Consider the following 12,418-nt stretch of genomic DNA (forward strand, 5'->3'; position numbering starts at 1 on the left):
CTTACCGCTTCCGGTTGCGTCCCGCCCGGACTGCGCTCTCCACGTGTCGCCTTTCGGTCACTCCGCGGCCTCGGTCTCCGGCACGGCGGCGCGGCCCGACCGGGGCGGGAGCACCGGCGCGTCGGCGCGCTGAAGCACCTCCAGGGCGGCGTCGGCCTCCCGCTGGCGGTCCCAGAGCGCCGCGTAGACGCCCCCGGCCTCCAGCAGCTCGGCGTGGCTGCCGCGCTCGACGATGCGGCCGTGGTCGAGGACCAGGATCGCGTCGGCGTTGACCACCGTCGACAGCCGGTGGGCGATCACCAGGGTGGTGCGGCCGCGGCTGACCCGGTCGAGCGCCGACTGGATCTCGGCCTCCGTGAAGGAGTCGAGCGCCGAGGTCGCCTCGTCGAGGACCAGGATCGGCGGCGCCTTGAGGATCGTGCGGGCGATGGCGACCCGCTGCTTCTCGCCGCCCGAGAGCTTCAGGCCGCGCTCGCCCACCGGCGTGTCGTAGCCCTCCGGCAGCCCCGAGACGAAGCGGTCGATCTGGGCGAGGCGGGCCGCCTCCCGCAGCTCCGCGTCGGTGGCGTCGGCCCGGCCGTAGCGGATGTTGTAGCCGATCGTGTCGTTGAACAGCACCGTGTCCTGCGGGACCATGCCGATCGCCGCCCGGAGCGACGCCTGCGTCACCGCCGCGATGTCCTGCCCGTCGACGCTGATCCGGCCCGCCTGCGGCTCGTAGAACCGGAACAGCAGGCGCGAGAGCGTCGACTTGCCGGCGCCCGAGGGCCCCACCACCGCCACCGTCTGGCCCGCCGGGATCTCGAAGGTGACGCCGCGCAGGATCGGCCGCTCGGGGTTGTAGGCGAAGCGCACGTCCTCGAACCGCACCGTGCCGCCCGCGACCGCGAGCGGGGCGGCGCCCGGCCGGTCGGCGATCTCGGGGTTCTGCCCGAGGATGCGGAACATGTCGTCGATGTCGATCAGCGCCTGTTTGATCTCGCGGTAGATCATGCCCATGAAGTTGAGCGGCATCGAGAGCTGCACCAGCATGGTGTTGGCCAGCACGAAGCCGCCGATCGTCGTGCGCCCGGCCAGGATGTCGCGCGCCGCGAGCCACATCACCACGGTCATGCCGAGCGTGAAGATCACCGCCTGCCCGGCGTTGAGCACCGCCAGCGACACGTAGGTCTGCGTCGAGGCCTTCTCGTACTTGGCCATCGACTCGTCGTAGCGGGCGGCCTCCCGGGCTTCCGCGCCGAAGTACTTCACCGTCTCGTAGTTGAGCAGCGAGTCGACCGCCTTGGTGTTGGCGTCGGTGTCCGACGCGTTCATCCGGCGGCGGATGGCGATCCGCCACTCGGTCGCCTTGTAGGTGAAGGCCAGGTAGGCCGCGACCGTCAGGAAGGCGGTCGCCGCGTAGGTCCAGCTGAACTCGTAGGCCAGCACGCCGAGCACCAGCACGAACTCGACGATGGTCGGCACCAGGGTCAGCACCATCAGGCGCGACAATTCCTCGATGCCGGCGCGGCCGCGCTCCAGCACCCGGGTCAGGCCGCCGGTCTTGCGCTCCAGGTGGAAGCGCAGGGACAGGCGGTGCATGTGCTCGAAGGTCTGGAGCGCCAGCCGCCGCACCGCGTGCATCGCCACCTTGGCGAACAGCCCGTCGCGCACCTGGGTGAGCGCCGACATGGCGATCCGCGAGACGCCGTAGAGGGCGATCAGCAGCATCGGCGCGGCGAGGAGGCCGGTGGGCACGGCCTCGTCCTTGCCGCCGACCGCCGCGACCAGGGCGTCGGTGATCCACTTGAAGGTGAACGGCGTCACCATGGTCACGAGCTTGGCGGCGAGCAGCAGCCCGAAGGCCAGGAACACCCGGCGCTGCAGGTCGGGCCGGCCGTGCGGCCAGAGATGCGGCCAGAGCCGCCGGTAGGTGGCGATCAGGCCGGGGCGCTCGGCCGGGATCTTCGTCCCGGCCGCGGGCGCGGTGTCGTCGGTCATGGGGTTCCGCGGGGAGCGTGTCGCGAGACCCGCATATAGGCCCGGGATCGCGCGGGATCACCCGCGCTGCGTGCATGTCCCCGTCTCACGCCCGCCAGAACGGCTTCGCGATCTCGGCGCGCAGGTCCCAGGGCTCGAGGCCGGTGTCCCGGGCCTGATCGGGGTGGAGCGCCGCCAGGGCGCGGCGGGTGCGGATCCGCTGCAGCCACGTGCGGAGCAGGGACGGGCGCGCGGTCGGACGGGCCGTCGGACGGGCGGCGGCGGGCGACGGGGACAGGGTGACGGCTTGCATCGCAGACGATCCGGTGGCGGGAATGCAGTCCGGCCGGGATTGCTGGCGGAGCATTGATCCGATACAAACCTCGGATCAATCGAAACATTGACCTCGGAGCAATTATGCGCCCCGCGGATTACCGCTCCGTCGCCGACGCGCTCGCGGCCGACATCGCGGCGGGCCGGCTCCGCCCCGGCGCGCGGCTGCCGCCGCAGCGCGACTTCGCCTACGCGCGGGGCATCGCGGTCTCGACGGCGAGCCGCGTCTACGCCGAGCTGGCCCGCCGGGGTCTGGTGACCGGCGAGGTCGGGCGCGGCACCTACGTCCGCAGCGAGCCGGGGCGCGCCGGATTGCTCCGTCCGGAGCCGCCCCCGGCGGCCCTCGACCTGCAGCGGACCCACTCGCGCCTGCCCGAGCAGGAGGCCGTCCTGGCCGAGACCCTGGCGGCGCTCGCCCGCGACGACGGCCAGATCGGCTTCAGCCAGTACGGGCCCGCCGGCACGCCGTCGGCGCAGGCGATCGCCGCCGGGTTCCTGGCCCGGGCGGGCTACGCCCCCGACCCCGCCGACATCCTGTTCACCGGCAACGGCCGGCAGGCGCTGGCCGCCGCCCTGGCGGCCCTGGCGGCGCCCGGCGAGCGGATCGGCTGCGAGCCCCTGACCTATCCGGGGGTGAAGGGCATCGCGGCGCGGCTCGGGATCACGCTGATCCCGCTCGCCATGGACGCCGAGGGCGTCTGCCCCGAGGCGCTGCTCCAGGCCCACCGGGCGACCCCGCTGAGCGGCGTCTATCTCCAGCCGACCCTGCACAACCCCCTCGGCGCCACGATGGGGCCGGCGCGCCGGGCCGCCCTGGCGGAGGTCCTGGAGCGGACGGGGCTCACCGCCGTCGAGGACGCGGTCTACAGCTTCCTGGCGGACGCGCCGCCCCTCGCCGGCCTCGCACCGGACCGGGTGATCTTCGTGGACAGCCTGTCGAAGCGGGTGATGCCGGCGCTGACGGTCGGCCTGATCGCCGCGCCGCCGTCCCTCACCGACCGGCTCGCCGCCTCCGTCCGGCAGGGCGCCTGGACGGTGCTCGGCCTGTCGCTCGCGGCCGGCATGCACTGGATGGCGGGGGGCTCGGCGGCGGCGCTGGCCGAGGCCAAGCGCCGCGACGCCGCGGCCCGGCAGGCCCTCGCCCGGGCCGCGCTCGCCGACCTGCGGGTCGTGGGCGATCCGCAGGCCTACCATCTCTGGCTGGAGCTCCCCGAGACGTGGCGGGCCGAGGCCTACGCGGCCGCGGCCCTGCGCCAGGGCATCGCCCTCCTGCCGGCCTCGTCCTTCGCGGTCCATCCCGGCCACGCGCCGAACGCGGTGCGCCTCGCCCTGGCCTCGCCGTCCCGGGAGGAGCTCGACCGGGCCCTGCGCGGCCTGCGCCGCCTGGCCTTCGCGGGCGACGATCAGGTGGTGGAGTAGGCGGGGCCGCTCAGCCGCGCTTGTCGGTGGGCAGCACGAAGATCTGGCCCGGGTAGATCAGGTCCGGATCGCGGATCTGGTTCTGGTTGGCGTCGTAGATCACCGTGTAGCGCTCGCCCCGGCCGTAGGTGCGCTGGCTGATCCGCCAGAGGTTGTCGCCGCGGGTGATCCGGGCGGTGCTGATCTCCGGCACGAACACCGCGCCGACCCGGTCCGGCCCCGCCATGTCGGCCAGCTGGGGATTCGAGACCGCGGCCGGGGGCGAGGCCGCCGCCGGCCGGTCCTGCCCGGACCCGTCCCGACCGGAACCGGCCAGCGCGGCCCGATCGCGCCCGCCGTGGTCCCGCGCGCCCTCCTGGGCAGGGGCCGGTGCGGGCTCGGCGGTCTCCCGGGCGGCGACCTGCGTCGGCTCCGGCACCGCGAGGGGGACCGCCGCGCGGCTGGCGACCTTGCCGGTGGCCGGATCGACCTGGTCGATCCGCACCTGATACTGCCCGGGCTTGATCCCGCGCCCGATCGTGAAGGTCGCCCGGCCGTCCGGCCCGATGCTGCCCGGGGCGATCAGCGTGTCGTTGAGGTAGAGCTGGATCCGCGCCCCCGGCGTGCCGGTGGCCGTCACGAACAGGCGTCCGTTCCCCTGCACGTCCACGCTGGCGATCCGGGTCGGCCCCGACCCGGACGCCGCGGCCGCGCGGGTCTCCCCGCCCCCGGCCGGCGCCGCGTCGGCGGCCCGGGTGCCCGGCTCGGCGCCGGGCCTCGTGCCGGATCCGCCGCCCTTCGCGCCACCCTGCGCGCCGCCGTGCGCGCCACCCTGCGCGTCGGCCGTCGCCCCGGGCGCGCCGGGCTGCGACAGCACGACGGTGGCGGCGTCCGGGGCGGTCAGGGCCACGAGGGGCTGGCGGTCCCGGCCGGGGGCCACGTCCACCGCGACGCTCTGCTGCGACTCGGTCGCGCGCCCGTCCGCGCCGGTCATGCGCAGGCGGAGGGTGCTGGCGCCCGCCGGCAGGGCCGGCGGCACGATCGCGAACTGGCCGTTGGCGTCGGCCTTGGCCCGGGCCACGGGCTTCCCGTCCACCAGCATCTCGATGGCGGCGTCCGGCGCGCCACGGCCGGCCACCACGGCGTCGCCGTTCGGCTCGACGCGGACGATGTCGAAGCGCGGCGCCTCGGCCGCCTCCGGCAGGCGCGCGTCCCGGCCCGGACCGGCCTGCGGCGCCCCGGCGGCGCCGGCGCGGGATCCTGCGGGAGCGCCGCGCGGGGCCCGGCCCGGCGCCGGGCGCGCCCGGCCCGGCTTGTTCGTCGCGGAAGTCGATCGGCGGGTCGGCGCGGCGGCCAGGGCGCCCGGATCGGCGAGGCCGCGCGGGCTGCCGCCCGGCGCCGACGACGCGGACGTCTCGGGGCCGGCGCGGCCGGTGAGCCGCCGCAGGGAGTCGCCGCCGAACAGCGCCAGCACGAGGCCCAGTCCGCCGAGGAGGCCGGCGAGCGCCAGGGCGAGACTGCGCCGCACCTGTCTCGACATCGCCACGAAGGCCTCCCCTCATCCTGCCGCCGCCCGGCGGGCGGCCATCCGGCCGCGCGAAAACCCGTCGACGGCGCCGCCCATAATACCGTACATGGTCCCCACACCAAGCCGTCCTGCCGCCCAGGCGGGTGAATCCCACGCGAATTCAGCAGTTTGGCACGTGGAGTGCCGGGCGGGGGCGCGTTCTGGACGGCACGCAACGGACGCGCGAGGAGGACGCCGGATGGCTCCGGTGAGGACAGTCTGTGTCTATTGCGGCTCCGGCTTCGGCCGCGACCCGGCCTTCCGCGCGGCCGCCGAGATCCTCGGGACCGCGGTCGCGCAGGCCGGGATGGGCCTCGTCTACGGCGGCGGCGATGTCGGTCTGATGGGTACGGTGGCGCGGGCGGCGCTCGCCGCCGGCGGCCACGTCACCGGCATCATCCCGGACTTCCTCCAGGCGCGCGAGCACATGCTGGCCGACATCCAGGAGACCGTGGTGGTCTCCGACATGCACACCCGCAAGCGCCTGATGTTCGAGCGCTCGGACGCGTTCGTGACCCTGCCGGGCGGCATCGGCACCCTGGAGGAGCTGGTCGAGCAGCTGACCTGGGCGCAGCTCGGGCGCCACCGGAAGCCGGTGGTGCTGGTCTCGGTGGCGGAGTTCTGGGCGCCGCTGCTGGCCCTGTTCGAGCACATGCGCGGCCACGGCTTCATCCGCGAGGGCCTCGACCTGAGCTACCTCGTCGCGCGGGAGGCGGCCGAGGTGGTGCCGCTGCTCCGCGCGGCCGGACACGAGCCGGACCCGAAGGCCGAGAGCATCGTCCAGCAGCGCATGTAGAGGCGCGTAGAGGCGCGCGCCCTCGCGCGGGGAGCCATGGCTGCCGTCGCGGATCCCGGCCGGGGTTCCGGCCCGCCGCCGGCCGCGCGGCGAAGAGGATCACAGGGATGCGGGCGTCGATGCGTGCTTCACTCCTCGCGGCGCTGCCGCTCGCCGGCCTCGCCGGCGCGGCGGCGGCCGGCCCGTCGCCGGTCCTGCAGACCCTGGACTACGCCAACACGCGCTACTCCGCCCTCGACCAGATCGATGCCGGCAATGTCGGGCGCCTGAAGGTCGCCTGGACCTTCTCCACCGGCGTCCTGCGCGGCCACGAGGGCGCGCCGATCGTGGTCGGGCACGTCCTGTACGTGCACACGCCGTTCCCCAACGCGGTCTACGCCCTCGACCTCGACCAGGGTGGGAAGATCCTGTGGCGCTACGCGCCGCGGCAGGACGCGAGCGTCATCGCCGTGATGTGCTGCGACACGGTCTCCCGGGGGCTCGCCTACGCGGACGGGCGGCTGTTCCTGCAGCAGGCCGACACCACCGTGGTGGCACTCGATCCGGAGACCGGCCGGGTGCTGTGGTCGGTGCGGAACGGCGACCCGGGCCGGGGCGAGACCAACACCGCCACGGTCCTGCCGGTGCACGGCAAGCTCATCGTCGGGCTCGCGGGGGGCGAGTACGGGGCGCGCTGCCACGTCACCGCCTACGATCAGGCGACGGGTCAGCGGCTCTGGCGCGCCTACGCCACCGGGCCGGACGCCGACATGCTGGTCGATCCGGAGACGACGACCGAGCTCGGGCGCCCGATCGGCAGGGATTCCTCGCTCAGGAGCTGGGAGGGCGACCAGTGGCGGACCGGCGGCGCCTGCAGCTGGGGCTGGTTCTCCTACGACCCGGACCTGAACCTCGTCTATTACGGCACCGGCAATCCCTCGACCTGGAACCCGAACCAGCGCCCGGGGGACAACCGGTGGGCACAGGCGATCATCGCCCGCGACGCCGATACGGGCGTCGCCCGCTGGGTCTACCAGATGACCCCCCACGACCAGTGGGACTACGACGGCGTCAACGAGATGATCCTCACCGAGCAGGTGATCGACGGCCGCGCCCGGAAGGTGCTGACCCATTTCGACCGGAACGGCTTCGGCTACACGCTGGACCGCGCCACCGGCGCTCTGCTGGTGGCGGAGAAGTTCGATCCCACGGTGAACTGGGCGAGCCGCGTGGAGACGAACCCCGCCGCCCCCGATTACGGCCGGCCCGCGGTCGACAAGCGCTACGCCCCCGGCGCGGCCGACGAGGACGAGGCCACGAAGAACATCTGCCCCGGGGCGCTGGGTGCCAAGAACCAGCAGCCGGCCGCCTACTCGGCCAAGACGCGGCTGTTCTACGTGCCGACCAACCACATGTGCATGGACTACGAGGCGTTTCGGGTGACCTACACGCCCGGCCAGCCCTATGTCGGCGCGACGCTCACCCTGCACCCGCCCGAGGGCTCGGACCGGACCGGGGCGTTCATCGCCTGGGACGGCGCCAGGGGCCGGATCGCCTGGACGATCCCGGAGCCGTTCTCGGTCTGGTCGGGGGCGCTCGCCACGGCCGGCAACGTGGTCTTCTACGGCACGCTGGAGGGCTACCTGAAGGCGGTCGACGCCCGGGACGGGCACGAGCTCTACCGGTTCAAGACCCCGTCCGGCATCGTCGGCAACGTCACCACCTACCTGCACGGCGGGAAGCAGTACGTGGCGGTGCTCTCCGGGGTCGGCGGCTGGGCCGGGATCGGTCTGGCGGCCGGGCTGACCGACCCGGCCGACGGTTCGGGGGCAGTCGGCGGCTACGCGGCCCTGTCGCAGTACACGGCGCCCGGCGGGCAGCTCACGGTGTTCGAACTGCCGCAGTGAGCCGCCCCCGGCGGCGTCCGCACGCGCCGCCGGGCGATTCGCGCGGCATCCCTCCGACGTTCCGAGGCGCCCCCGCGCCGGGTTTGCCGGGCCGCATCCCGGGCCGCCTCTCCTGTCCCGCACGGCCCCGATTCCGGCTCCGGCGGCCGGCCCCGGACGCAACTATTCAGGTGCGGCCGTGCCGTTCACGGCGATCAATGGTCGGCATGCCGCTGTGATGGGGCGAATTCAACGGTATAAATTCGCAAATCCAGAGTCTATCTCCGAAAATAAGCCGCCTTACAGAGTGTTGCTCCGATGATACGAATCGTTGGAACGTCGGATCTTGAACGAACTATGACGATCTGCTGGAGCTGATCTTGGCTATGGGGCGCGCGACCGGCCGGATGGGGCGGTGTCGGGGAGCGCGTCATGACACGGGGATATGGGGTCTCACTCGCCGCGCTGGCGGTCGCGCTGCTCGGTCCGGGCGCTCAGGCGCAGACGGCCGGCAACGGCGTCGACATCCTGTCGGGTTTCCGGCGGATCTGGATCCCCGGGCAGACCTACGACACCGGATCGCCCACGGCCCTCGGGGCGCCCCTCCTGCTGCGCAACATCCAGATCGTCGCCGAGCGGGCGCGGGAGCGGACCCAGGCGCAGGAGATCGCCGCCTACGACGACGACCGCCGAAACCAGAGCTACAGCGTCATCGACGGCCTCGGGCCGCTGACCCGGGCCTATCTGGCGGGATCGGGGGCGACCACCACGATCCCGGCCTTCGACGCGACCACGTCGCGCGTCCAGTACGTCGACCAGGGCACCGGCGCCGGCGTGACGACGTCGCCCCTCGGGAAGGTCGTGCAGCTGGTCAACGCGTTCCGGACCAACGCCTCCACCGGCCCGGCCAAGGACGCCTACAGCTATCCGCGCCCCTGGCGGCAGAGCCTGAACGGCCAGAGCCTCGGCTTCGTCGTGCCGCCCTCCCTCGGGCCGGAGAGGAGCCCGACCCCCGCGACGGATGGCGGCTTCCCGAGCGGCCACACCAACGCCGCCTACCTGTCGGCCCTCGCCCTGGCCTACGCGGTCCCGCAGCGGTTCCAGGAACTGCTCACCCGCGCGAGCGAGCTCGGCGACAACCGGATCGAGGCGGGCATGCATTCGCCCACCGACGTGATCGGCGGCCGCGTGCTGGCGACCGCCTTCGCCATCCGGGCGCTCAACGACCCGGCGAACGCGGCCCTGCTGGGCGAGGCCTTCGCGCAGGCGCAGCGCTACCTGAGCCAGGCCTGCGGCGGTCCCTTGGAGCGGTGCGCCCACGCGCCCGTGGATCCGGCCACCGACCGCTTCTCCGACTACGCGCGCGACAAGGCCGCCTACACGGCGCGCCTGACCTACGGCCTGCCGCCGGTCGGGCCCACGGACCGGCCGCCGGTGGTCCCGGTGGGGGCGGAGGCGCTGCTCGCGACCCGCTTCCCCTACCTCACGGCGGCGCAGCGCCGCGACGTGATCGCGACCACCGAATTGCCCTCCGGCGGCTTCCTCGACAACGGGCTGGGCTACGACCGCATCAACCTGTTCGCCGCCGCCGACGGCTACGGCGCCCTCGACGGCACGGTCACCGTCACGATGGACGCGGCCAGGGGCGGCTTCTCGGCCTACGACGTCTGGCGCAACGACATCGGCGGCGCGGGCGGCCTCGTGTAGCTCGGCAGCGGCACGCTGGTCCTGACCGGCGCCAACACCTACGCGGGCGGCACGACCATCGGCGGCGGGACGCTCGTCGGCCATGCCGGCGCCTTCGGCACGGGCGCCATCGTCGACGACGCGGCGCTCGTCGTGGATCAGTCGACCGACGGGACGCTGGCCAACGCCGTCTCGGGCTCCGGGACCCTGACCAAGACCGGGGCGGGCACCCTCACGCTCACGGGGCTCGGCACGCTGACGGGCGCCACCGCGGTGCAGGCCGGGCGGCTCGTGGTGAACGGCGCCCTCGCCCACTCGGTCGTCACGGTGCTGCCGGGGGCGGAACTCGGCGGCTCGGGCACGCTGGGCGGGATCAGCGCGCTCGCGGGCGGCACCGTGGCGCCGGGCAATTCCATCGGGACCCTCACCGCCGCCGGCCATGTCGCCTTCGCGCCGGGCTCCGTCTACCGGGTCGAGGCCGGCGCCGCCGGACAGGCGGACCGGATCGCCGCGACCGGCACCGCCACCCTGTCGGGCGGCACCGTCCAGGTGCGCGCCGCCCCGGGCGCCTACAGCCCGCGCACCACCTACACGATCCTCTCCGCCGCCGGCGGCGTCTCCGGCCGGTTCGCCGGCGTGACCGCGAACCTCGCCTTCCTCAGCCCGGGCCTGCGCTACCGGAGCGACGCGGTCGACCTGACGCTGACCCGCAACGACGTGCCCTTCGCCGCCTCCGCCACCGGCCGCAACGGCGCGGCCGCCGCCAACGCGATCCAGGCCGCCGGATCGGGCCGGCTCTACGACGCGGCGGTCGCCTTCACGGCCGACGAGGCCGGTAGCGGCTTCCGGGCGCTGGCCGGCGACATCCACGCCGGCACCGTGTCCACCGCCTACGAGACCGCCTACTTCGTGCGCGAGGCCGTGCTCGACCGGCTGCGCTGGGGCGGCCCCGGCACAGGCCTCGACGACGGCCGCCTGCCGGCCGCCGACGCGGCCGACCTGCCCGGACGGGCCCCGGTGGTGGCCGACGTGCCGGTGCGGGCGCTCGACCCGCAGGTGTTCGGGGTCTGGGGCCAGGGTTTCGGCGCCTTCGGCACGGCCGGCGGCGGCGGCAACGCCTTCGACCTGAACCGGCAGATCGCCGGCTTCGCGGCGGGCGCGGACGTGCGCTTGGCCAGCGGGCCGCGCGTCGGCGTGGTCGGCGGCTACACCGAGGCCGATCTCGCCAGCGCGGGCCGGGTGGGCGGCCTGAGCCGGGCGGAGAGCGCGACGCTCAAGAGCGGCTTCGGCGGCCTGTACGGCGGCTACGAACGCGGCCCGCTGGCGCTGCGGCTGGGCGCCCTCTACGCCGAGACGGACGCGCGCACCCGCCGGGCCGTGGCGTACGGGCTGTCGGACACGCTGAGCGGGCACGGCGGCGGCCACACGGTGCAGGCATTCGGCGAGATCGGCTGGCGGATCGCGCTGGGGCAGCCGGCGGGCGCGTCCGTCGAGCCGTTCGCGGGCGGGGCGTATGTCGGCATCCGGCGCGGCGCCTTCGCGGAGACGGGGGGCGCGGCGGCGCTGGCGAGCGTCGCGCGGGACTACGATCTCGGCGCGGCGACCGTGGGGGTTCGGGCGCAGACGCGCCTGGACCTGGGCTTGAGCCGGCCGGTGACGCTGCGGGGCCTCGTCGGCTACCGGCGGGCGTTCGGCGACGTGGTGCCGACGGCTCTGCTGGCCTTCGGCGCGGGCGGTCCGGCCTTCCTGAGCGCGGGGGTGCCGATCGACCGGGACGCGCTGGTGGCGCAGGTCGGGCTCGAGCTGGCGGTGACGCCGGACGCGAGCCTGGGCGTGGCCTACACGGGCCAGACCGGCGCCCGCGCGCGGGATCAGGCCGTGACGGGCGGCTTCACCCTGCGGTTCTAGCGCGCGACGCCTGCGCGCCGACGAAGTCCACGAAGGCGCGCAGCGGCGCCGGCAGGTGCCGCCGGCCGGGGTAGTAGAGGAACGGGCCGGGGAAGTCCTGCCACCAGGGTTCCAGCACCGGCTCCAGGGCGCCGCCGTCGAGCCGCGGCCGCAGCCAGTCCTCGAACAGGTGGACGATCCCGGTGCCGGCGACCGCGGCCTCCACCGCGAGGTCGCTGGCGCCGACCCGCACGATCAGCGGCCCGGTCGGGTCTACCCGGACGATCGCGCCGTCGCGCTCGAACTCCCACGGCGCCGTCAGCGCGCCGCTGGGGAAGCGGCCGAGCAGGCAGGCATGGTCGAGGAGGTCCCGCGGATGCTCCGGCCGGCCGCGCCGGTCGAGATAGGCCGGGGACGCCGCCGTGGCGAAGCGCTGCCGCCGCGGGCCGATCGGCACGGCGATCATGTCCTGCTCCAGCCGCTCGTCGTAGCGGATGCCGGCGTCGCAGCCTGCCGCCAGCACGTCCACGAACCCGTCCTCGACCACCACCTCCAGGCGGATCTCCGGGTAGGCCGCCAGGAAGGGCGGCACGAGTGCCGGCAGCACCAGCCGGGCGGCGCTGAGCGGCACGTTGAGCCGCAGCGTCCCGGCCGGCCGGTCGCGGAACCCGTTCACCACGTCGAGGGCGGATTCCACCTCGGCGAGCGCCGGGCCGAGCCGCTCCAGCAGGCGGGTCCCGGCCTCGGTCGGCGCGACGCTGCGGGTGGTGCGGTTCAGGAGGCGCACGCCGAGCCCCGCCTCCAGCCGGCGCACCGCCTCGCTGAGGCTCGACGCGCTCCCGCCCCCGGCGCGGGCGCCCTCGCGGAACCCGCCAGCCCGCGCCACGGTCACGAAGGCGGCGAGGTCGGTGAGATCCCGGGTCATCG

9 protein-coding genes are annotated in these 12,418 nt (G+C 74.7%); 5 read left to right on the forward strand and 4 right to left on the reverse strand.

Annotation, left to right across the window (positions count from 1 at the left end; translation table 11 throughout):
- Nucleotides 1-57: 57 nt before the first annotated feature.
- Together BKE41_RS10960 and BKE41_RS10965 are read right to left on the reverse strand one after the other, a co-directional pair.
- Nucleotides 58-1,980: an ABC transporter ATP-binding protein/permease gene (locus BKE41_RS10960; RefSeq protein ID WP_070999369.1), complete on the reverse strand. Its 1,923-nt coding sequence runs from the start codon at nt 1,978-1,980 to the stop codon at nt 58-60.
- Nucleotides 1,981-2,065: 85 nt separating this feature from the next.
- Complete coding sequence (locus BKE41_RS10965) at nt 2,066-2,272, reverse strand: translation initiation factor IF-2 (RefSeq protein WP_070999375.1); 207 nt, start codon at nt 2,270-2,272, stop codon at nt 2,066-2,068.
- 104 nt (nt 2,273-2,376) lie between these two features.
- Between BKE41_RS10965 and BKE41_RS10970 the strand changes: the two genes are divergently transcribed.
- Nucleotides 2,377-3,711 (forward strand): PLP-dependent aminotransferase family protein, encoded by a 1,335-nt coding sequence (locus BKE41_RS10970; protein WP_029361560.1) that lies wholly within the window; start codon nt 2,377-2,379, stop codon nt 3,709-3,711.
- Between the two features lie 10 nt (nt 3,712-3,721).
- Here BKE41_RS10970 and BKE41_RS10975 read toward each other — a convergent pair whose 3' ends face one another.
- Nucleotides 3,722-5,230, reverse strand: coding sequence for an Ig-like domain-containing protein (locus BKE41_RS10975; protein WP_070999377.1), 1,509 nt, complete (start codon nt 5,228-5,230; stop codon nt 3,722-3,724).
- A gap of 226 nt (nt 5,231-5,456) precedes the next feature.
- Between BKE41_RS10975 and BKE41_RS10980 the strand changes: the two genes are divergently transcribed.
- From BKE41_RS10980 to BKE41_RS32110, 4 genes are all read left to right on the forward strand, one after another.
- The gene (locus BKE41_RS10980; RefSeq protein WP_012318910.1) at nt 5,457-6,053 is read left to right on the forward strand and encodes a TIGR00730 family Rossman fold protein; all 597 of its coding nucleotides are present in this window, start codon (nt 5,457-5,459) and stop codon (nt 6,051-6,053) included.
- Between the two features lie 119 nt (nt 6,054-6,172).
- Nucleotides 6,173-7,939: a methanol/ethanol family PQQ-dependent dehydrogenase gene (locus BKE41_RS10985; RefSeq protein WP_071000673.1), complete on the forward strand. Its 1,767-nt coding sequence runs from the start codon at nt 6,173-6,175 to the stop codon at nt 7,937-7,939.
- Nucleotides 7,940-8,350: 411 nt separating this feature from the next.
- Nucleotides 8,351-9,625, forward strand: a complete 1,275-nt coding sequence (locus tag BKE41_RS32100; protein WP_245295942.1) for a phosphatase PAP2 family protein — start codon at nt 8,351-8,353, stop codon at nt 9,623-9,625.
- A gap of 132 nt (nt 9,626-9,757) precedes the next feature.
- Nucleotides 9,758-11,512 carry an autotransporter domain-containing protein gene (locus tag BKE41_RS32110; protein WP_245295943.1) on the forward strand — a complete coding sequence of 585 codons (1,755 nt, stop codon included), beginning with the start codon at nt 9,758-9,760 and terminating at the stop codon, nt 11,510-11,512.
- Here BKE41_RS32110 and BKE41_RS10995 read toward each other — a convergent pair.
- Nucleotides 11,496-12,416, reverse strand: a complete 921-nt coding sequence (locus BKE41_RS10995; RefSeq protein ID WP_012318913.1) for a LysR family transcriptional regulator — start codon at nt 12,414-12,416, stop codon at nt 11,496-11,498. The genes BKE41_RS32110 and BKE41_RS10995 overlap by 17 nt on opposite strands.
- Nucleotides 12,417-12,418: the final 2 nt, after the last annotated feature.

Source organism: Methylobacterium sp. C1, assembly GCF_001854385.1.
Classification (GTDB): domain Bacteria; phylum Pseudomonadota; class Alphaproteobacteria; order Rhizobiales; family Beijerinckiaceae; genus Methylobacterium; species Methylobacterium radiotolerans.

Excerpts from the sequence above, each read along its gene's own strand:
- BKE41_RS10965 (WP_070999375.1), bottom strand. The coding sequence starts at position 2,272 with ATGCAAGCCGTCACCCTGTCCCCGTCGCCCGCCGCCGCCCGTCCGACG.
- BKE41_RS10995 (WP_012318913.1), bottom strand. The coding sequence starts at position 12,416 with ATGACCCGGGATCTCACCGACCTCGCCGCCTTCGTGACCGTGGCGCGG.
- BKE41_RS10975 (WP_070999377.1), bottom strand. The coding sequence starts at position 5,230 with ATGTCGAGACAGGTGCGGCGCAGTCTCGCCCTGGCGCTCGCCGGCCTC.
- BKE41_RS10960 (WP_070999369.1), bottom strand. The coding sequence starts at position 1,980 with ATGACCGACGACACCGCGCCCGCGGCCGGGACGAAGATCCCGGCCGAG.
- BKE41_RS10970 (WP_029361560.1), top strand. The coding sequence starts at position 2,377 with ATGCGCCCCGCGGATTACCGCTCCGTCGCCGACGCGCTCGCGGCCGAC.
- BKE41_RS32100 (WP_245295942.1), top strand. The coding sequence starts at position 8,351 with ATGACACGGGGATATGGGGTCTCACTCGCCGCGCTGGCGGTCGCGCTG.
- BKE41_RS10980 (WP_012318910.1), top strand. The coding sequence starts at position 5,457 with ATGGCTCCGGTGAGGACAGTCTGTGTCTATTGCGGCTCCGGCTTCGGC.
- BKE41_RS10985 (WP_071000673.1), top strand. The coding sequence starts at position 6,173 with ATGCGTGCTTCACTCCTCGCGGCGCTGCCGCTCGCCGGCCTCGCCGGC.